Here is a 20,142-nt window from a genome sequence, read left to right on the forward strand (position 1 = left end):
CTATGGACGCCAGCCGATCGTTCCCCTGAGACGCGCATGCACATCTCCTGAAATGGGAACGACCAGAACGCGGCCCGGATCGACAGGTCCCGGGAATTCGAGTGCGTTGTACGCGACCTTTTCGAAGCCGAGCGGGCCATAGTAAGGAGGGTCGCCGACCAGGATCACCGCTTCCGACCCCTTGCGCTTGGCTGCTTCGATGGCAATTCGCACCAGTTCCCGTCCGATGCCGCGGTTCTTGTGCGATGGGCGAACCGCGAGCGGCCCCAGGAGATGGCCCTTCACGTCGCCCGCAAGGACCGGCGTCATCCGCACCGACGCGATCGTCTCACCGTCGTCGGTGCAGACGAAGGAAAGTGAACGGTCATGCGGCCCCTGCTCGCGGATACGTGCGGCAGCGCGGGCATGCCGCCCCGGGCCGAAGGCCTCGGCATTGATCAGCTCGATGACGTCATCGTGGGATGCGTCCTCTGTGAGATAGACAAGTTCGTGTTTATGCAGAAGTTCGTGCTGGGACATGGATGGACCGAAGCCGTAGAAAAAGGAGCGGACAGGACAGGCAATCTCGATGACGCCCTTCAAAGGCGCCTTGTCAAAAGATCAACGTCGTCGCAGTGCCCGTGCTTCAGTCATTGGGAAAAACAGTCTCCAAATTTGCGGAAACGCACGTATCAGGAAATTTTCCGCTCGTCCAATGCAAAAACGCAGCGTTCATAAATTCATGCCTCGCAATCTTCCGCCGTCTCCGTATCTATTGCCACAAAGGAACCGAAGGAGACCGCCATGGGCATGCTCGTCGATGGAAAATGGCAGGACGTCTGGTACGATACGAAAGGAAGCAAGGGCCATTTCAAACGCGCCGCGTCGCAGTTCCGCAACTGGCTAACGGCCGATGGTTCCGCCGGTCCCTCCGGCCGGAGCGGCTTCAAGGCGGAAGCAGGACGCTACCACCTCTATGTATCCTATGCCTGTCCGTGGGCGCACCGCACGCTGATCTTCCGCAAGCTGAAAGAACTGGAAGACCTGATCTCCGTTTCTGTCGTCGATTACCTGATGCTGGAGAACGGCTGGGAGTTCAAGAAACGCGAAGGCGCCACGGGCGATGATCTCTTCGGCTCGGATTATCTCTATCAGGTCTATCTGAAAGCCGATCCGAACTATTCCGGTCGTGTCACCGTGCCGGTCCTGTGGGACAAGCAGCAGCAGACGATCGTTTCGAACGAGAGTTCGGAGATCATCCGAATGTTCAACAGCGCCTTTGACGCCCTCACCGGCTCAACGGCGGACTTCTACCCGGAAAACCTGCGCGACGAGATCGACAAGCTGAACGCCCTCGTCTACGACACGGTCAATAACGGCGTCTACAAGGCCGGCTTCGCCACCGCTCAGGACGCCTATGAACAGGCCGTCAATCGCCTGTTCGAGACGCTCGACATTCTGGAAAAGCGGCTTGCCGAGAGTCGCTATCTCTTCGGCAATCGCCTGACCGAGGCCGATTGGCGACTGTTCACCACCCTGTTGCGCTTCGACCCCGTCTATGTCGGCCACTTCAAGTGCAACATCCGCCGCATCGCCGACTACCCGAACCTCTCAGGCTACCTGCGCGACCTCTACCAGCATCCGGGCGTGGCGGAGACCTGCAACCTGTTCCACATCAAGAACCACTATTATGGCAGCCACCGCACCATCAATCCAACCGGCATCGTGCCCGTCGGTCCGGCGATCGACCTCGATACGCCGCACGGGCGAGAGAAATTGATGAAAGCGGCGTGAGTAACCTGCCTCTCACCAATAATCCGATTTCTCAGATTCTCCGCTTAACTCCTTGATTCGGCTTCGCGTCGCAACCGTCGCATCCTTTGGCAATGCGTCCAGTGCGAAGAAGCCGCTCTCGGCGATTTCGATATCCGGCATGCGTGGGGCGATCTGTTCCACGGTCACTCGATAGAACAGGACATGGTCGCGCCGGCTGGTGTTGCGATTGTAGTAGACATGGAAAAGCTCGGGCTCTCCGCAGATTTCAAGATTGCCTTCTTCGCGCAATTCCTTGCGAAGTGCCGCGAGCGCGGTCTCATGCCGTTCCATGCCGCCGCCCGGCATATACCATCCCGCGACATAGGTGTGGCGGACGAGGAAGATACGGCCTTCCGCATCGAAGCAGGCGGCGCGCACGCCGAGCGTCATGCCGCGCTTCAGGATGAAGAACCGATGCGCCAGCCAGACCATCGCGCTGCTCCGAAATCCACGGATCTCCGGAATGCCCTCTTCACTCATTCATAACTCCGAGAGCAGCCGGAGAAATCGATAACGATTTCCCCGACGATGCGTTATGTGTGCGCCATGTTCAAATTCGCGCATATTTCCGATATCCATTTGGGACCGCTTCCAAGACTTTCGCTCCGCGAGCTTTTCTCGAAGCGCATCACAGGTTTTGTGAACTGGCATCGCAACCGGCGCAAGCATCTTTTCGTCAACACCCTCGACCTGCTTTTGAGCGATTTGAAGACGCATGAACCGGACCATCTGGTCGTAACTGGCGACCTTGTCAATCTTGCAACCGGTATCGAAATCAGGCTTGCCGGCGAATGGCTGGAGACGATCGGCGACCCGATCGAGACCACTGTCGTGCCTGGCAATCACGACGCCTATGTGCCGGGCGCGCACGACAAGTCGGTCAACGCCTGGTATCCCTTCATCAGGAGCGACGATGGGCCGGCGGATTGGCCACAGGACGACCACGTCTTCCCCACCTTCCGCCGGCGTGGGCCGGTCGCGATCATCGGCTGCTCCACCTCGAACGCCACGCCCCCCTTTTCCGCTTCGGGATACTACAGCCCCCGGCAGGCGCGCGAGACGGTAAACCTTCTGAAGAAGGCCGGCGAGGAAGGGCTGTTCCGCGTCGTGCTGATCCATCACCCGCCGATCCACCGCGCCACGTCCTCGCACAAGCGCATGATCGGTATCCGCCGCTTCGCTGCCGCCATCTCCACCGGCGGGGCCGAACTGGTCCTGCACGGCCACACACATCTCAACACGCTCTACTGGCTGACGAGCCATCACGGCCAGGTACCGGTCGTCGGTATAGCCTCCGCCTCGCAAGGCCCGGGGGGCCACAAGCCGCGCGCCGCCTACAACCTCTTCACGCTGTCGGGAGAACCGGGCGCCTGGAACCTTCTGTGCGAGCGCCACAGCCTAACGGAGAACGGCGATGGCGTCGCACTCGACAACAGCCGGCTTCTCTACGGTGAACTCCCGGCTACGGCATCGATTCCCGAAGCGGCCAGAATGTTGTAGAATCAATACCGTGATTGTTGCGGAATCGCCACAATCCGGTCATAGCTAGTAGCTTGCAGCCGTCATTGTAACGCAACCGCGAGAGCATCCTCGTCCATGAACCCAGCGAGCTTATCGACCGATATTCGGCGCGACCTCGTCGCCCTCCTGCCGCGCCTGCGCCGTTTCGCGCTGACGCTGACGGGAAATGCGCCGGAAGCGGACGCTCTGGTGCGCGAGGTCGCCGACCGGGCGATCCAGAAGAGCCATCATTGGAAAGGCGAAGACCGGCTGGAGAACTGGCTCTTCAGCATGATGCGCAGCACCCGTGCGGACGAATCACGCAAGCGCAAACGGGTAAATCCGGATGCCGCCGATAGCGGCAACGCCCCCGGAAATCGCAAATCATCGAATGCGCTTCTGTCCATGCCGGAAGGGCTCGCGAGCGCCCTGCTGCTGGCGGACGTGGAGGGTTTTACCTATGCCGAAGCGGCTGCGATCCTCGGCATCCCGGCCGATCAGTTCGTGGCCCGGCTCTGCGCCGCCCGTCTGAAGCTTTCCTCCGTCGGCACCGCAACAAGCGAGCGTCGAGCCTGATCATGGGAGCCTTCAAACCATCGCCGCTTGAGCTGCAGCTCTCTGCCTATATCGACGGGCAGGCCACCGAACGCGACCGGCAGGATGTCGAGGAATTGCTGGTCAACGACCCGCAGGCCCGGGCGCTGCACGACGCGCTGAAGCATGGGGCCGAAACCGGCCGGCGCGCCTTCGAAGACATGCTGAAGGAACCGGTGCCGCTCGATCTCGTCCGCGCCATCAGGAATGCGGCGCTGCCGCGCAAGGCCATCCGCCTGCCGCACGCGCCCCATCCGACACTTTCGTTCAAGCCCTCCGGCCCCCAGATCGCCGCCGCCTGCCTTGTCCTTTTCCTCCTTGGTGGCGGGATCGGGTACCTCGTTGGCGCCCGCCCCGTCGCATCGGAGACTGCACTGATTTCAGCGACTGCTGCGAACAGCCGCGACTGGGTTGACGACGTCATCGCCCATTATCGGCTCTATGCACGGCAGACCAATCATCTTGCGGAGATACCCGCTGAAAGGCCCGCAGATATTCTCGAATGGCTGACGACCAATACCGGCGTCGGCTTCCGTATTCCCGATCTCAGCGACAGCGGCTTGACCTTTCAGGGGGCACGTCTGTTCCCCGCCGGCGACGTGCCGGTCGGCCAGCTTCTCTACCGGCGCACCGATGGCGACGGGGACGGCGACGTGGTCGCCATTTCTTTCACCAAGACCCGGCTGGAGGGAAACCGCTCGATCGAGGAGATCCGCAATGACACGGGCCTCGTTTCCTGGGTGACCCCGCTCGCGACCTACATGGTCGTCGGCCCCTCCTCCGCCGCCGATCTGGACGACATCGCGGCCAAGGCGGCGGGACTGATTTAAGGCAGCAGAACCACCTTGCCGGCCGTGTCGCGGCTCTCGATCGCCCGATGCGCATCGGCGGCTGCGGCAAGCGGAAACGCGCCTCCCCGCAGCACCGTCAACTCACCTCTTTCCGCAAGCCGGAAAAGAGAGGTTAGATCGCTACGGAGCGTCCTCCCGTCCAGCAGAGGCAGGAGCGAAAATCCCTGCAGCGATTGGTTCGCCGCAAGCATCGCCTCGATATCGGCGCCTCCCAGCGAAAACCGACCCATGGCAGCGAGCACCAGCCGGCCTTCGGGTCGCAGTGCCGCCACGCATGCTTTGGACATATCGCCGCCAACGAGATCGAAGACGATGCCGACGCCTGCCTGCTCCCCCCAGCCGGGCCGCGTGTAGTCGACCGCGATATCCGCGCCGAGCGACTGTGCGAGCGACCGCTTGCTGTCACTCCCCGCCGCCGCGATGATCGTCTCGGCTCCCTCACGTCGCGCAAGCTGGATCAGCAGCGACCCGACACCGCCGGCCGCTGCCGTAACCAGCACAGGCTTGCCCGTAACCGGGTTCTGGCGGAGGAGGTGAAGCGCCGTCAGTCCCTGCACCATCAGTGCCACGGCATCCTCGAAAGCGAGCCCGTCCGGCACCGGCGCCAACCCATCCGCCTCGACGGCGATATACTCCGCATAACCACCCGCCCCTCGCCCGATCGCAAACAGCGGTACTGCGACACGCGCGCCGAGCCATTGTGCACCGGCACCCGCGCCGACCGCCTCAACCACGCCAGCCACCTCGACGCCGGGCACCATCGGCAGGCTCGGCGTTACCGCATATCTGTCGGCGCGCATCAACACCTCGAAGAAGTTGATACCCGCGGCCTTCACCCGGATCAGCACCTCGCCCGCTGCCGGCTCGGGCGCCGGCATATCGACAAACTCGAAAACCTCGGGAGAGCCGAAGCGGGAGAACTGGACGGCTTTCATCGGAAACCTCATCTATAGGAAACATGAGGCGGGCTTAGCAGCGCGAAGGCCGGCCCGAATACACACTCTTTCGTGCCGTACCCACCAGGAGGTGACCATGGCGGATCCGTTGAAAAACCTGCCGAAACTGCCGGTCGAACGCGCCCTGAAGGTGATTTCCGGCCGCTGGAAACCGGTCATTCTCTACCATGTCTTTTCAGGTCCGAAGCGGCTTTCGGAGCTCAAGCGGATGATGCCGGACATCACCCAGAAGGTTCTGATCCAGCAGTTGCGGGAGATGGAGGAGCACGGCCTCGTGTCTCGCGAAATCTTCGCGGAAGTGCCGGCGCGCGTCGAATATACCGCGACCGAACTCGGCCTCGGTCTGGAGCCAATTCTCTACGCACTCTGCCGGTGGGGCCAGCGCCACGCAGAAGCGCAAGGAGAAAACCACGCGCTTCTCGATTGCATCGTCAGGCCGCGCGGCGTGGAAGCCGCCGCGGCCTGATCTCGATCGCTCTCACCCCTTCGTCGCCAGCACCCGGTTTGCCGCCGAGACGATCGCCTCCAGCGAAGCCGCGACGATGTTGGTGTTGATGCCGGCACCGAACAGCTTTCCGCCTGGATACTCAATTTCCACATAGGCGATGGCCGAAGCGTTGGAGCCGTGCTGCAGCGAGTGCTCGGAATAATCGGCGACCGACATGTCGATGCCAAGATAGGTCGAGAGCGCGTTGATGAATCCGTCGATCGGCCCCGTCCCCTTCCCCTCGATGCGCTTCACCTCGCCGCGATCGGTGATCTCGGCTGCCACGATCCGAACCCCCTTGTGATCGCTACCTGCCGGATAGGTGTGATGGTCGACGAATTTCAGCCGCGCGCCGGGCTGTTCCACGTAGCGCTCGATGAAACGGTCGTAGATGCGCTTGGAAGGAAGCTCCACGCCTTCTTCGTCGGTGATCCGCTGGATGTCCTCGCGGAATTCGACCTGCAGGTTGCGCGGCAGGTTCAGCCCGTAATCCTCCTGCAGGATATAGGCGATGCCCCCCTTGCCGGACTGCGAGTTGATGCGGATGATCGCCTCGTAGGAGCGGCCGACATCGCGCGGGTCGATCGGCAGGTAAGGCACTTCCCAATGGGGGTCGTTGGCCTGCCTGATCGCCTTCATGCCCTTGTTGATCGCATCCTGGTGCGAGCCGGAAAAGGCCGTGTAGACCAGTTCGCCGACGTAAGGGTGGCGCTCCGGGATCTTCATCTCGTTTGAATATTCGTAGACCGCCTTGATCCGCTCGATATCCGAGCAATCCAGTTCCGGATCGACGCCCTGGGTAAACATGTTGAGCGCCAGCGTGACGATATCGACATTGCCGGTGCGCTCGCCATTGCCGAACAGCGTGCCCTCGACGCGGTCGGCGCCTGCCATCAATCCCAGTTCCGTCGCCGCGATGCCGGTGCCGCGGTCGTTATGCGGATGCAGCGAGATGATGATGTTCTCGCGGTTGTCGATGTTGCGGCACATCCATTCGATCTGGTCGGCATAGATGTTCGGCGTCGCCATCTCGACGGTCGAGGGCAGGTTGATAATCAGTTTTTTGTCGGCGGTCGGCTTCATCACCTCGATCACCGCGTTGCAGATCTCCAGCGCCACGTCCAGCTCGGTGCCGGTAAAACTCTCCGGCGAATACTGGAAGCGATAGCCGCCGCCTGCCTTTGCCGCCATGTCGGTGATCATCTTCGCCGCATCGACGGCGATCTGCTTGATGCCGGCGACGTCCTTGGCGAACACCACGCGGCGCTGCAGTTCACTGGTGGAATTGTAGAAATGGATGATCGGCTGGTGTGCGCCTTCCAGTGCCTCGAAGGTACGGGTGATCAGCTCCGGCCGGCACTGCACCAGCACCTGCATGGAAACGTCTTCCGGCACACCGCCCTGTTCCACACACCAGCGGGCGAAGTCGAAATCGGTCTGCGAAGCGGAGGGAAAGCCGACCTCGATCTCCTTGAAGCCCATGTCGAGCAGGAGTTTGAACATGCGGGCCTTGCGGTCGTGGCCCATCGGATTGACCAGCGACTGGTTGCCGTCGCGGAGATCGACGGAGCACCAGATCGGCGCCTTCGTGATGGTCTTCGACGGCCAGGTGCGGTCGGGAATGTTGATCGTCGGATAGGCGCGGTATTTCATCGCCGCTTCCGGCATGCCGTGTTTCACGGTCGGCATTTCAGGAGATTGGGTCTTGGCGTCCATGATCTGGAGTCTCTTCTCGCTTCACGCATCGCTTGGCGCCCTTCGGGGCAAAGCCATTGCCGATGCGGACCTTTAACGGTCTGATGTGGATCGGTCTTGAACGTTTGTGAGAGGAGCTCTTACGCCGGCAGGCTTGATCGGCCGCCGGGCGCTCCTCAACGGACCCGGCAACCGCGCGTAAGGTCGAGGCTAAGAAGCGAGGAAAGCGCAAGAACCGGTGCCCCGGCCGCGATGCGGCTGGTCGGCAAACGGTCGGACATGATTGCGCCTGTCATGGTCATGGGCGGATGTATAGCCGCGACCGGATTTTGAGGCAAGTGCCCGATTATTTTTTCGGCGATTGCATGAAATGCCTGAGCGCCATCATCGCGCCGCCGGCGACCAGCCCCCAGAAGGCGCCGGAAATGCCGGCAAACGAGGCTCCCGAGGCGGTGACGAGGAAGGTGATCGCCGCCGCCTCCCGCGTTTCCGGTTCCCGATAGGCTGCGAAGGCCGCGCTGGAGAAGGCATTGACAAGACCTAGCCCTGCTACCGCCTGCAAGAGGATCGGCGGCGCCAGCGACACGAAGGCTATGATGCCGCCGGCGACAAGACCGAGTCCGATATAGCCGAAGCCGCCGACGATCGCCGCCCAGTATCGTTTTGCGGGATCGGGATGGGCATCCTCGCTGGCGCACATGGCAGCGGTGATCGCCGCCATGTTGACCGGCACGCCGCCGGTGAGCCCGCCGAGGATCGAGAAGATGCCCGTGCCGGCAAACAGCAAACCCGGCGGCGGCTCGTAATGATGCACCTTGAGGATCGCGATGCCCGGAATGTTCTGGGACGCCATGGTGACGATGAAAAGCGGCACTGCGACGGAAACGATCCCGCTCCAGGTGAAGACAGGCTCGATGAAAGTGAGGTCCGGATGGATCGCCGCACCGATCTGTTCCATCGTATCCGCCGGCAGTTCGACCCCAAAGATCAGCACCAGCACGAGTGCAACGAGTGCCGCCGGCACGGCCCAGAGCCGCCAGCGCGAAACCACCACCATCCATGTGAGCACGATCGGCAGGCCGAGCGCGGCATTGAACGCCACCGCCTTCACCGGCGCGAGACAAAGGCTCAGCAGAATCCCGGCAAGCATGGCGTTGGCGAGCGGCGCCGGGATCATGCGGATCACCCGGCCAAGCGGCCGGAAGAGGCCCGAGAGCACGATCAACGCACCGCAGACGACGAAAGCGCCAACGACTGCGGGAAATCCGCCCTCGATCACGCTGATGCCGGCAAGCAGCGCGGCACCCGGCGTCGACCAGGCGATGCTGATCGGCATACGGAACCAGGCTGAGAAGACGATCGCCAGCAGGCCCATCGAGACGGATTGCGCAAGCAGCGCCGAAGCGATCTCCGGTGCGGTCGCGCCCATCGCCTGCAATCCCTGCATGATGACGGCAAAGGAACTGACGAAACCGACGAAGGCGGTAAGCAGGCCCATCATCAGGGCGGAGACGGAGAAATCCTTGAGCATCTGGGGCGGGACTCGTGAACACGAAAATCGCTATCGAGCATAAGCCCTGCGGGAAAGGCAAGGCGCGTTTGCGGCATAAGGGTACGGCAGTCGGCGAAAAGTCATGGGCGAAATGAATGGCGGCGATCGATAATCCGCCGTGTCCTCACAAACAGGGTTGACCCGGCCCTTGGGGCTGCCCCGATAGAGAAGCGGTCAACAACCTACGAGGTGATTCCTTGACGTCTACCGCACAATACCTGAATGCGTCCAAGGCCGCCGAGCGGCTCGGCATATCTCCAAAGGCGCTCCGCCTTTACGAACAGCGCGGCCTGGTTTCGCCGGTCCGCACGTCAGCCGGCTGGCGGACCTATAGCCCTGCCGAATTGGCTCGTGCCGCCGAGATCGCAGCACTGAGAGCGCTCGGCCTCAGCCTCACCCAGGTGGCGCGGATTCTGAAGGGCGATCCGCAAGGCCTCGAACCGGTGCTTGCCGCGCACCAGATACGACTTGAAACCGAAGCCCGCCGTATCGCCGAGACGGTCCGGACGGTTCGCACACTCCGCACCGATCTGGCCGAAGGCCATCCGCCAAAGCTCAACGAACTCGTGCGGCTGACCAAACCGGCAGCCGAGGTGGTCGCCGCCTTCGACCTGCCCTGGCCCTGGGGCGGGGAACGGTTCGAGCTCACGGACATCAAGCCGCTGAACTACATCATCGGCCCGCTCGGCAGCGGCAAGACGCGGCTCGCCAAGGCGATCGCCGACCATCTGCCGGGCGCGGCTTTCGTCGGCCTCGATCGCGTAAAGGACGATGCCGCCGAAGCAGGAGTTCGAATGGAAGCCGATCCTGCGCTGAAAGCCCAGGTCGAGCAAGCGCTTGCCTGGCTTGTCGAGGACGGCGCAACGATATCGCCGGCCTTGATCGAGCTCGTCGCCGCATTGGAAGCCGACGATGCGGCCATCCTGGTCATTGATATGATCGAACAGGGACTGGATCAGGCCACGCAGGAGGCCGTCATCGCGCATCTGCGCAGTCGCAGATCCGATGCATGCCCGCTCTTCATGCTGACGCGCTCGTCGGCTATCCTCGATCTCGCCGCCGTCGGCCCTGACGAGGCGATCATCCACTGCCCGGCCAACCACAATCCGCCGGTCCGGGTGATGCCCTATCCGGGCGCGCCGGGCTTTGAAGCCGTCGCGACCTGCCTTGCTTCACCTGAGATTCGAGCCCGCACCGAAGGCGTCATCGCCTGGCGGCCGCAGGTGGCCTAACCCCTGAGACAAAAAGCCCCGCCGGCAATGCCGGCGGGGCTCCGTCTTTAGGAATTCGAACTCGTCAGATTTCGTTCTGTGAGGTGATGATCCGAGACACAAGGCCGTAGTCCTTGGCCTCTTCCGCGCCGAGCCAGTAGTCGCGGTCGATATCCTTGGCGATCTTGTCCTCCGACTGGCCTGTGGCCTTGGAGAAGATCTTGATCAGCCGCTCGTTCATCTTGATGATCTCGCGCGCCTGGATCTCGATATCGGATGCCATGCCGCGCGTGCCGCCGGACGGTTGGTGCAGCAGGAAACGGGTATTCGGAAGCGCGATACGCCGCTCCTTCGGCGCGGCGACATAGATCAGTGCACCGGCCGATGCCACCCAACCCGTGCCGATCATCCAGACCTTCGGCTTGATGAACTTGATCATGTCATGGATCGAATCGCCCGATTCCACATGCCCGCCGGGCGAGTTCACATAGATGCGGATGTCATCGTCGCTGGCGGCGGAGAGTGCCACGAGCTGCGTGCAGACCTTCTGAGCCAGTTCCTGGGTGATCGGCCCATAGATGAAGATCGAACGCGACTTGAAAAGATTCGCCTCCGTCTCCTTGCCGAGCGGCAATTCTTTCGTCTTCTCGTCGTTTTCGTCTTCGTCGTTCATCACGGTCACAGTCTCCTGCATGGGATTCATGATACGGGACATAATGTGTTCGCCGCCGTAAGACAATGGAGGGGAAGTCTAAGACTCCCACCTTCTGATAGCTAGGGTGAATGACGTACCCCGAGCGCTCCGGGATAGCCAATTGGCGATAGACACGCGGAAGAGGCTTGCCTATCCTCCGATGTCATTTCGCATGCTCATAATTTCAAGGGGATCACGATGCTGAAACGCCTTTCACTCACCGCCGCCATTTTCACCGCCGCCACTGCACCCGCCTTCGCCCATCTCGATCCTGTGGAGCACGGCTCCTTCATGGCGGGCGTTTCCCATCCGCTGTTCGGCATGGATCATATTCTGGTCATGGTCGCGGTGGGCCTCTGGGCGGCGCAGATCGCCAGGGAAGACCGGAACAACAAGGCGCTCTGGGCCGTCCCCTCGGCCTTCGTCGGCACCATGGCCGTCGGCTTTGTGCTCGCCCTTGCAGGCGTGGCGCTTCCCTTTGTCGAGCCGGCCATCCTGGCATCCGTCATCGCGCTTGGCCTGCTGGTCGCCATGGCGGTGCACCTGCCGACCGTGGTCGGCGCCGTGATCGTCGGCCTGTTCGCACTCTTCCACGGCCATGCGCATGGCGGAGAGCTCGGCTCGGCTGGTGCGCTGCAGTTCGGTCTGGGCTTCGTCGCCGCCACGACGCTGCTGCACATGGCAGGCATCGCACTCGGCCTTGGCATCTCCCGTTTCGCGCCGAACCTCACCCGCATGCTGGGTGGCCTCACCGCGCTTGCCGGCCTCTCGCTGGTCTTCGGCTGAGCGGAAGATTACAAGGATTTAAGCGATTCCGGCTTGGAAAAGCCGAAATCGCTTTCTACCTCCCTGATCATGGCAACCGCCCTCAAGGAGGCAGATATGTCACCGGAAGAACGCCAGCTTCTCACCACCCTTTTCGATCGTGTGCGGACGGCATCTGCAACACTACGCGATCGCGAAGCGGAAGGCTTCATCGATCAGGCAACCCGTGAACAGCCCTATGCCACCTATTATCTGGCCCAGGCCGTCATCGTGCAGGAAAAGGGCCTGGAAGCCGCAGCCAACCGCATCAAGGAACTCGAAGAACGGATCCATGAGCTCGAAGCCGGCGAGAGCGAACATCATCGCGCCGAACAGGGCGGCGGTTTCCTGAGTTCCGTCTTCGGTTCGAGCCAATCCCAGCATCCGACGCCCGGCCCCTCCTCCGGCCCGTGGAGCCATGCCCCACGCCAGAGCTACCGGACGAACCGGGATCACGACGATGGCTATCGCGTCCCGCCGCCATCTTCCGGCCCCTGGGGAAGCCAGGCCCTTGCATCTTCCGCCGGCGGCGGCTTTCTGCGCGGCGCGCTCGGCACTGCAGCCGGCGTTGCGGGCGGCATGCTGCTCGCCAACTCGCTTTCAGGCATCTTCGGCAGCCACATGTCGTCGCTTGGCTGGGGTTCGCCTTCGGAAGGCGCCAACCCCTTCGGCAACACCCCGACTGGGGAAACCGTGATCAACAACAATTACGGTGATGATGCGATCCGGGAAGCTTCTGACAACGATAATGCAAATGCCGGTGACCGCGACGCGAACGACGCCGATTCAAACGACGGATGGCAGCAGGCCGATTACGGCAGCGATGACTTGGCCGACGACCAGCAGGACTTCGACGACGGCGATTTCGACAGCGACGACTCGATGGACGTGTGAGCCTCTGAATAGGGGATGTTCTTGTGGCGACGTGACCGTCGATGCGGTCCTAAAACTTTATCTGCAGGGCGAACTTTAAAATAAAGCAGGTTAGTTGCTCAGACGCCGAAGTTCTTTTTCGGCGTCTGCCAGTTCCTCAGTCCATCGCGTGATGTCTTCAGGCGTGGCGGGATGATCGAATGCGTCTGCCGCATAAACAGCCAACATGGCTCTGGCCAGCTTGACTCTCGATTGAGCTGTCTGCCTTAGCAAGGCCAATACCTCAGTATCTTCATAATTGTCAGACATTGGCCCTTTTACCTAAATCATTCATCCACGCCCCCGATATGTCGGCACGCCCTGCTCCGGCAGCCAGACGCCGGCCGGCGCCTCGCCGGTCTGCCAGAAAACGTCGATCGGAATACCGCCGCGCGGATACCAGTAGGCGCCGATCCTCAGCCATTTCGGCTGGAGGAGGTCGACGATTCGCCTGGCGATATAGATCGAGCAATCCTCGTGGAAGGCGCCGTGGTTGCGGAAGGAATGCAGGAAGAGCTTGAGCGACTTCGATTCCACCAGATATCCGTCCGGAATGTAGTCGATCACGATATGCGCGAAATCCGGCTGGCCAGTCATCGGGCAGAGCGAGGTGAATTCCGGCGCGGTGAAGCGCACCACATAGTCGGTGCCCTGGTTGCCGTTCGGCACCTTTTCGAGAACCGCGGCTTCCGGGCTCTGCGGCGCCTCGACCTTCGATCCGAGCTGCGAAAGCCCGCTCACATCCGTCATCGTCATTTGTCAGTTCCTTCGACGTCTACCTTCTGTCCATGAGCGCGCTCGCCTTCGGGCTCCACATGGATCGCCAATGTGGCCTCGGGAATAATCGTTTTGATCGCATCTTCCAAGCGGTCGCAGATCCGATGTGCCTGATCGACGCTCATGCCGGCCGGCACGACCAGATGGAAATCGATGAAGGCGGCCGCCCCGGCGCGCCGCGATTTGAGATCATGCACGCCGAGTGCGCCTTCCGAATGGGTCGTGATCGCCTCGCGCACCGCCGCCTCTTCGTCAGGCTCGAGCGCCCGGTCCATCAGCCCGCCGACCGACTGCGAAATCACCCTGTAACCCTGGAACAGGATGTTACAGGCAACCAGGATGGCGAGCACCGGATCGAGAATCGCATAGCCCGTCATGACGGCGAGGATGAGGCCGGCAAACACGCCTGCGGACGTCACCACGTCCGACATGACGTGATGGCCGTCCGCCGTCAGCGCCGGCGAACGATGCGCCTTGCCGACCCGGATCAGCAGTGTTGCCCAGCCGGAGTTGACGAGCGCCGCCAACCCATTGATCGCCAGACCGAGCACCGGCGCATCCAGAAGCTTCGGCGAAAACAACGCGCCCCATGCCTCCTGGATGATCAGCAGCGCCGCGACGACGATCAGCACGCCCTCGATGACCGCCGAAATATATTCCGCCTTGTAATGCCCGAACTGGTGATCCTCGTCCGCTGGGCGTTGTGCATAGCGGATGACGAAATAGGCAATGAAGGCGGCGACCACATTGACGGTCGACTCCAGCCCGTCCGACAGGAGCGCCACCGAACCCGTCACCCACCAGGCCAGAAGCTTGAGCCCCATGACGCCGAAGGACACGGGAATGCCCCAGAAGGCAAGCCGCTCGACTATGGGATCAACCCTTACCGATACCATCACCAGTTCCTCATGCGCATGCGAACGATTTGCAGGACCTGAAGTCCAAAACGCCGAAACCGCCGGAGCGAGGACATCTCGCTCCGGCGGTTTCGAATGGCCGGGTATATGGATCAGGCGGAAAGGTTTGTCAAAGGCGATATCGACAACCGCGACGGAACATCCCTTGATCACAACGGCATCAAGCAGCAGCCTCGTATTCCGGAATGCGCTTCAGTTCATCTTTCAGAGCCTGCGCCTCGATCTTCAGATCGAAGCTGTTTTGAAGATTCATCCAGAATTCCGGCGAAGTCCTGAAGAATCTGGCCAGGCGCAGAGCGGTATCCGACGTGATGCCGGTCTTCTGGGCAACAATGCGTTCAATACGCGTGCGCGGTACGTTCAGCTTCTTGGCCAACGCATATGGGGTCATCTCCAAAGGCCTGAGATAGAGGTCGCATAGAATCTCACCGGGATGAATAGGCGGCAGTTTGCTGACACTCATGATCAATCTCCTTTGTGCCACGATCGGCTAATGGTAATCAGTGATTTCCACCTCTCCCGGCCCGGCTTCAGTCCAGACGAAGCAAATCCGCCACTGCTTGTTGATGCGGATTGAATGCTGGCCTTCTCGATCTCCGGAGAGCTTTTCCAACCGGTTACCCGGTGGAGAGCGAAGGTCTTCCAAAGATGTTGCCGCATTTAAGACAGTCAGCAATTGTTGGGCGCGACGAACCAGATCGGAAGGGAAACCTTTCCTGACCGTGCCGTCATCGATCGATTGAGTGAGCTTGTCCCTGAACGATCGAATCACGGCCAGCCTCCAATGAACGTATCATAGAGAGATACCACCAGAAATCAATCGAAAAGTATCAGGCAGCGATACCATTTTCCCTCACGTTCTCGAAGCGATCATCACGGCCGAGCCCGTGATGATTCCGGCAGAGCAGCGATTGACGATCCTCATGTGGCGCTCTGATTGCACCAGCCGGCGGGCTCGCTCGGCCACCAGGACATAGACGGTCTGAACGGCAAGATCGATGGACACGCCGCCGATCAGGATGAAGCTCAACTGCTGGAGGGACAGCGCGCCCATATCGAAGGCGTGCGGCAGGATGGCACCGAAAAAGACCACTGCTTTCGGATTTCCGATCGTCAGGAAGGCACCGGAAAGAAAGCCTTGCGCCTTGTCGGTCTCGCGCGGAACCGAGGGCATTGCCCCGGCATTCCAGAGCCTGAAGGCGAGGAAAATCAGATAAGCGACACCAAGCCATTTCACCGCAATAAACACCGGCTCGAAGCGCAACGCCAATTGCGAAAGGCCCAGCACGGCGGCCGTCAACCACAGGAAATTGCCGGACACCATACCGATCGCGAACGGAACAGCATTGCGGCCGCCGCGGGACATGACCTGAGCGATCAGCGCACCCTGGCCCGCCCCTGGAAGGGCAGCCGCGATCGTGAAGGATATGATGAAAAACCAGACCGCATCCCAACCTGTCATTGGCTCCTCCTCGAAATGCCTCCGGCGCGGCTTCCAATATCTACGCTCGCGAAAGCCTAGCCGAAAACCACCGCCATCTGGATCGCATCGATAAACCGCCCGTCGATCTTGACCGCATCGCGCGCCATACCTTCCCGCACGAAGCCGACCTTTTCGTAAAGCGCTATGGCCCGCGGGTTATCCGCGTGAACGTCCAGCTCGACACGATGCAGGCCGATTTCGCGCGCCGCCTCAAGCGTCGCCGAGATCAGCCGCGTCCCGAGCCCTTTGTCCCGGTAACCGGGGATGATCCCCATGCCGAGAGTTCCGCGATGGGCGTGGCTCGGCCGGTCGTGGCGGCGGATATCGCACCAGCCGACCACCCCGTCATCAGCCACCGCCACGAATTGCGGATGGCCGTCCTCGATCATGCCGAGCACAAAGGTGCGCGTCGATTCCAGCGGCGGCGCCTCCAGGAAGCTCAAATATTTCCGCTCGCGCGAGACCGTATCGAGCGCCGTGTGGAAGCTCTCGATATGGTCTTCGCGGATGGATTCGATCGCGATGGTTTCGGACAGCATTCTCACGCCGCCTTGATCTTGGCCTTGCGCGACAAATGCGCCACGACGTTCTCGATCATCCGCATGCCGGCATCGCCGCCAAGCGTCATGATCGATTCCGGATGGAACTGCACCGCCGCCACCGGTTCCTTGGCGTGCTCGATGCCCATGATCGTGCCGTCCTCGCTTTCCGCCGTGATGATGAAATCCGGATGCAATGTCTTCGGATCGGCGAAGATCGAGTGGTAACGACCGACCGTCACTTCCTTCGCAAGGCCGGAAAAGACGATACCCGGCTCCAGCACCCGGATGCGCGACGGCTTGCCGTGCATCGGCAGCGCCAGATGCCGGAGTTCCCCGCCATAGGCTTCCGCCAGCGCCTGCAAGCCGAGGCAGACGCCGAAGATCGGCAAGTTTCTTGCCCTCGCCTTTTTGATCGTCGCCTTGCAGTCGAAATCCTTCGGATTGCCAGGACCCGGCGACAGCACCACGAGGTCCGGATCGAAGCGGTCGAACACCTCTTCCGCCACCGGGGAGCGCACCGTCGACACGGTGGCACCCGTCTGGCGGAAATAGTTGGCGAGCGTATGGACGAAACTGTCCTCATGATCGACGAGCAGGATCTTGACCCCTTGCCCGACCCGCGCCACGTCGCGACCGATCTTCGCCGTATTGCCGGTGCGGGCATCGCGGATCGCAGCGATCATGGCGGATGCCTTGAGCTCGGTCTCGGCCTCCTCTTCATGCGGATCGGAATCATTGAGCAGCGTCGCGCCGGCCCGCACTTCCGCGATACCGTCTTTCACACGGATGGTCCTGAGCGTCAGCCCGGTGTTCATGTCGCCGTTGAAGCCGACCATGCCGATCGCCCCGCCATACCAGGCGCGCGGGCTCTTCTCGTGGTTCTCGATGAAGCGCATCGCCCACAGCTTCGGCGCGCCGGTGACCGTAACGGCCCAGGCGTGGGAGAGAAAACCGTCGAAGGCGTCCATGTCCTCCCGCAAGCGTCCTTCGATATGGTCGACGGTATGGATGAGCCGCGAATACATCTCGATCTGCCGCCGGCCGATCACCTTCACCGACCCCGGTTCGCAGACGCGCGACTTGTCGTTCCGGTCGACATCCGAGCACATGGTGAGTTCGGACTCGTCCTTCTTGGAATTGAGCAGCTTCAGGATCTGCTCCGAATCCGAGATCGCATCCTCTCCGCGCTTGATCGTGCCGGAGATCGGGCAGGTCTCGATGCGCCGGCCGGAGACCCGCACGAACATTTCCGGCGAGGCGCCGATCAGATATTCCTGGTTTCCGAGATTGATGAAGAAGGAATAGGGCGACGGATTGATCGCCTTCAACCGGTTGGAAATCTCCGACGGCTTCGAGTCGCACCGCTCCATGAATTTCTGGCCGGGCACGACCTCGAACAGGTCGCCGCGCCGGAAACTCTCCTTCGCCTTCACCACAAGCTCGGCATATTCGCCCGGCTTATGGTCGCCCTTCGGCGGCGTCGTGGTCGTCCGCTGGAAAGGTTCCGGCGCGATATCGGCCGACTTGCCTTCGGTCGTGGCGCCATCCTTTGAAAAATCATAGCGGTCGATCCAGGCCTTGGCCGCGTGATGGTCGACGACCAGGATCTCGTCGGGCAGGAAAAGCACCATGTCGCGCTGGTCTTCCGGTCGCGCCATGGAGAGCTTGATGGCATCGAACTGGAAGGCAAGGTCGTAGCCGAAGGCGCCGAACAGGCCGATCGCCGAGTCCGCTTCCGAATAAAAGAGATCGACGATCGCCCGCAGCACGGAGAAGACCGTCGGCATCTTGGAGCGCTCTTCCTCGGTGAAGACGCGCGTCGGCTCATTGACAGTAAGGTCCAGCCGGCCGGCGGTCCGTTCACCCAGCGTCAGGTCGGCGACCGTCTTCAGCTTGTCGGCGACGAAACCGAGCAGCACCTCGCCCCGCTCGTTATAGGCTTCGATCCACACCCTGCGGCCGTTGCAGGAAATCCCGAGCGGCGGATCGGCGATCGCCGTATCCCAGCGGGTATAGCGGCCCGGATATTCGTAGTTGGAGGAGAAGACGGCGCCCCGCCGCTCGTCGAGCCGGTCGACATAGGAGGAAATCGCCGTCGCATAGTCGGCCGCGCGCCGCTGCCGGCTGACGGTGATCCCTCCGCGGGTCTCGTAGACTTCCGAACCGTCATCCCGAATGATCGTTACCATTGTCCTGCCTCTCCGATCTGGTTCGCCGATCCCCGTGCGGCCAATAAAAAAGCCGCCTCGGTTCTCGGGCGGCTTTGGTCTTGTCGATGGACATGACTGGTCAAGGCCGCGTAATGCGTGCCGGCCACCAGTTACCAATGTTCATCGAAATCGTCATGGGCGGAATTGTTAGCTTGGCTCGCGGCTACGCGCAAGCGAATTTCTTCGGCTCACGATGCGACCAAACGGAAGGGAAATGCGTTGCTCCTCCGCCAACCTGCCGGAGGAAGCCAGAAGCATGAAGCGATCCCTTTGCCTGCTTGCGATGAGCGTACCGCTTTTGCTCGCCGCCACCCTGCCGAAGCACGGCCCTGTTCCATCCGCAAAGCCGGCCGAAAGGACCGAGTCGGCACCGGAGGCTGCGGCGCCCGAAGTTCGGAGCGAGGAACCCGAAGTCCCGGCAATGAAATCCGAACAGCCCAGGGCCGCCGAAGTTCCCGCACCCTTGCCAAAGCCTGAAGAAAAACCGCCGCGGCAAGCTCCTTCCGCGACTACCCCGGACGATGGACCAAAGCCCGACGGTAAGGAAAAGGAGGAAGACGAGGCCGAAGCTCCACCGCCTCCGCCCCCGCTCGTCAAGGAAGATCCGGAAGAACTGAAAGCTTGCCTGGCTGAACTTTCCGCACTCGGCGCGAAATTCGAGCCGGGCGATCCGATCGACGACGGCAATGGCTGCGGCATCGAACATCCGGTCGAGGTCGCGGAAGTCCTGCCCGGCGTCGAGCTCGGCGGCGCCACCATGCGATGCAAAACCGCGGTGACCATTGCGCACTGGCTGAAGGACACCGTCCAGCCCGCGATGAACATCGCGATGCCGGGGCGGAAGATCGTCGGCATTGCGCCCGGCTCCACCTATGCCTGCCGTCTGCGAAACGGCGCGTCGACCGGCAAGATTTCCGAGCACGCCCGCGGCAACGCCATCGATGTCGCCGCCTTCAGGCTCGACAATGGCGAGACGATGGAGATGAAGCCACGCGACGAGGATTCCACACTCGAAGGAGCATTCCAGCGCACCGCGACCGCCGGCGCCTGCCTGCACTTCACCACCGTCCTGTCACCCGGCAGCGATGCCGCACACCAGACTCACCTGCATCTCGACATCATGGAGAGGAGGAACGGGTACAGGTATTGCCGGTGAATCAGAT

At 61.7% G+C, this 20,142-nt stretch carries 23 protein-coding genes; 9 read left to right on the top strand and 14 right to left on the bottom strand.

What is annotated here, in order from left to right; genetic code table 11:
- Nucleotides 1-519, bottom strand: coding sequence for a GNAT family N-acetyltransferase (locus QEO92_RS12695; protein WP_200883927.1), 519 nt, complete (start codon nt 517-519; stop codon nt 1-3).
- Nucleotides 520-783: 264 nt separating this feature from the next.
- On the opposite strand from QEO92_RS12695, the gene QEO92_RS12700 reads away from it, so the two are divergent.
- Nucleotides 784-1,773: a glutathione S-transferase family protein gene (locus QEO92_RS12700; protein ID WP_227703270.1), complete on the top strand. Its 990-nt coding sequence runs from the start codon at nt 784-786 to the stop codon at nt 1,771-1,773.
- Nucleotides 1,774-1,785: 12 nt separating this feature from the next.
- Here QEO92_RS12700 and QEO92_RS12705 read toward each other — a convergent pair whose 3' ends face one another.
- Entirely contained in the window at nt 1,786-2,274 is a 489-nt protein-coding gene (locus QEO92_RS12705) for an NUDIX domain-containing protein (RefSeq protein WP_227703271.1), read from the bottom strand.
- Between the two features lie 66 nt (nt 2,275-2,340).
- Here QEO92_RS12705 and QEO92_RS12710 point away from each other — a divergent pair, with 66 nt between their 5' ends.
- The 3 genes from QEO92_RS12710 to QEO92_RS12720 all read left to right on the top strand — a co-directional run bounded on the left by QEO92_RS12710 (nt 2,341) and on the right by QEO92_RS12720 (nt 4,718).
- Nucleotides 2,341-3,294: a metallophosphoesterase family protein gene (locus QEO92_RS12710; RefSeq protein WP_037148683.1), complete on the top strand. Its 954-nt coding sequence runs from the start codon at nt 2,341-2,343 to the stop codon at nt 3,292-3,294.
- Between the two features lie 96 nt (nt 3,295-3,390).
- Nucleotides 3,391-3,870: an RNA polymerase sigma factor gene (locus tag QEO92_RS12715; RefSeq protein ID WP_037148077.1), complete on the top strand. Its 480-nt coding sequence runs from the start codon at nt 3,391-3,393 to the stop codon at nt 3,868-3,870.
- 2 nt (nt 3,871-3,872) lie between these two features.
- Nucleotides 3,873-4,718 (top strand): anti-sigma factor family protein, encoded by an 846-nt coding sequence (locus QEO92_RS12720; protein WP_227703272.1) that lies wholly within the window; start codon nt 3,873-3,875, stop codon nt 4,716-4,718.
- On the opposite strand, the gene QEO92_RS12725 is transcribed toward QEO92_RS12720, so the two are convergent.
- Complete coding sequence (locus QEO92_RS12725; protein WP_227703273.1) at nt 4,715-5,674, bottom strand: quinone oxidoreductase family protein; 960 nt, start codon at nt 5,672-5,674, stop codon at nt 4,715-4,717. The two genes, QEO92_RS12720 and QEO92_RS12725, sit on opposite strands and share 4 nt — an antisense overlap.
- Before the next feature lie 97 nt (nt 5,675-5,771).
- Here QEO92_RS12725 and QEO92_RS12730 point away from each other — a divergent pair, with 97 nt between their 5' ends.
- A complete protein-coding gene (locus tag QEO92_RS12730) occupies nt 5,772-6,161 on the top strand; it encodes a winged helix-turn-helix transcriptional regulator (RefSeq protein ID WP_227703274.1) in 390 nt (129 codons plus the stop codon).
- Nucleotides 6,162-6,173: 12 nt separating this feature from the next.
- Here the strand turns inward: QEO92_RS12730 and leuA are convergent, their stop codons facing one another.
- Nucleotides 6,174-7,898 (bottom strand): 2-isopropylmalate synthase, encoded by a 1,725-nt coding sequence (gene leuA / locus QEO92_RS12735; RefSeq protein WP_227703275.1) that lies wholly within the window; start codon nt 7,896-7,898, stop codon nt 6,174-6,176.
- Nucleotides 7,899-8,223: 325 nt separating this feature from the next.
- Nucleotides 8,224-9,408: a benzoate/H(+) symporter BenE family transporter gene (locus QEO92_RS12740; protein ID WP_227703276.1), complete on the bottom strand. Its 1,185-nt coding sequence runs from the start codon at nt 9,406-9,408 to the stop codon at nt 8,224-8,226.
- 218 nt (nt 9,409-9,626) lie between these two features.
- Between QEO92_RS12740 and QEO92_RS12745 the strand changes: the two genes are divergently transcribed.
- Complete coding sequence (locus QEO92_RS12745) at nt 9,627-10,661, top strand: MerR family transcriptional regulator (RefSeq protein ID WP_227703277.1); 1,035 nt, start codon at nt 9,627-9,629, stop codon at nt 10,659-10,661.
- A 64-nt stretch (nt 10,662-10,725) separates the two neighbouring features.
- Here QEO92_RS12745 and QEO92_RS12750 read toward each other — a convergent pair whose 3' ends face one another.
- The gene (locus QEO92_RS12750; RefSeq protein WP_227703278.1) at nt 10,726-11,313 is read right to left on the bottom strand and encodes an ATP-dependent Clp protease proteolytic subunit; all 588 of its coding nucleotides are present in this window, start codon (nt 11,311-11,313) and stop codon (nt 10,726-10,728) included.
- 219 nt (nt 11,314-11,532) lie between these two features.
- On the opposite strand from QEO92_RS12750, the gene QEO92_RS12755 reads away from it, so the two are divergent.
- Nucleotides 11,533-12,120, top strand: a complete 588-nt coding sequence (locus QEO92_RS12755) for a HupE/UreJ family protein (RefSeq protein WP_227703279.1) — start codon at nt 11,533-11,535, stop codon at nt 12,118-12,120.
- A gap of 96 nt (nt 12,121-12,216) precedes the next feature.
- Entirely contained in the window at nt 12,217-13,032 is an 816-nt protein-coding gene (locus tag QEO92_RS12760; protein ID WP_227703280.1) for a DUF2076 domain-containing protein, read from the top strand.
- Nucleotides 13,033-13,122: 90 nt separating this feature from the next.
- Here the strand turns inward: QEO92_RS12760 and QEO92_RS12765 are convergent, their stop codons facing one another.
- The 8 genes from QEO92_RS12765 to QEO92_RS12800 form a co-directional block, all read right to left on the bottom strand.
- The gene (locus QEO92_RS12765) at nt 13,123-13,320 is read right to left on the bottom strand and encodes a hypothetical protein (RefSeq protein WP_227703281.1); all 198 of its coding nucleotides are present in this window, start codon (nt 13,318-13,320) and stop codon (nt 13,123-13,125) included.
- A 21-nt stretch (nt 13,321-13,341) separates the two neighbouring features.
- Nucleotides 13,342-13,806 (bottom strand): preQ(1) synthase, encoded by a 465-nt coding sequence (queF, locus tag QEO92_RS12770; protein ID WP_210054088.1) that lies wholly within the window; start codon nt 13,804-13,806, stop codon nt 13,342-13,344.
- Nucleotides 13,803-14,723 carry a cation diffusion facilitator family transporter gene (locus tag QEO92_RS12775; protein WP_227703282.1) on the bottom strand — a complete coding sequence of 307 codons (921 nt, stop codon included), beginning with the start codon at nt 14,721-14,723 and terminating at the stop codon, nt 13,803-13,805. Before QEO92_RS12775 ends, queF begins: the two co-directional genes overlap by 4 nt.
- 181 nt (nt 14,724-14,904) lie before the next feature.
- Complete coding sequence (locus tag QEO92_RS12780; protein ID WP_037148097.1) at nt 14,905-15,207, bottom strand: HigA family addiction module antitoxin; 303 nt, start codon at nt 15,205-15,207, stop codon at nt 14,905-14,907.
- Nucleotides 15,208-15,234: 27 nt separating this feature from the next.
- On the bottom strand, nt 15,235-15,516 hold the full coding sequence (locus QEO92_RS12785; protein WP_227703283.1) for a type II toxin-antitoxin system RelE/ParE family toxin: 282 nt from the start codon (nt 15,514-15,516) through the stop codon (nt 15,235-15,237).
- 81 nt (nt 15,517-15,597) lie between these two features.
- Nucleotides 15,598-16,206, bottom strand: coding sequence for a LysE family translocator (locus tag QEO92_RS12790; RefSeq protein ID WP_227703284.1), 609 nt, complete (start codon nt 16,204-16,206; stop codon nt 15,598-15,600).
- Between the two features lie 56 nt (nt 16,207-16,262).
- Nucleotides 16,263-16,766 (bottom strand): GNAT family N-acetyltransferase, encoded by a 504-nt coding sequence (locus QEO92_RS12795; protein ID WP_227703285.1) that lies wholly within the window; start codon nt 16,764-16,766, stop codon nt 16,263-16,265.
- Between the two features lie 2 nt (nt 16,767-16,768).
- Nucleotides 16,769-18,958, bottom strand: coding sequence for an anthranilate synthase (locus tag QEO92_RS12800; protein WP_037148103.1), 2,190 nt, complete (start codon nt 18,956-18,958; stop codon nt 16,769-16,771).
- A gap of 277 nt (nt 18,959-19,235) precedes the next feature.
- Here QEO92_RS12800 and QEO92_RS12805 point away from each other — a divergent pair, with 277 nt between their 5' ends.
- Nucleotides 19,236-20,135 (top strand): extensin-like domain-containing protein, encoded by a 900-nt coding sequence (locus tag QEO92_RS12805; protein ID WP_227703286.1) that lies wholly within the window; start codon nt 19,236-19,238, stop codon nt 20,133-20,135.
- Nucleotides 20,136-20,142 lie beyond the last annotated feature (7 nt).

Origin of the sequence: Neorhizobium petrolearium (assembly GCF_029854435.1) — a bacterium.
GTDB classification, from domain to species: Bacteria; Pseudomonadota; Alphaproteobacteria; order Rhizobiales; family Rhizobiaceae; genus Neorhizobium; species Neorhizobium petrolearium.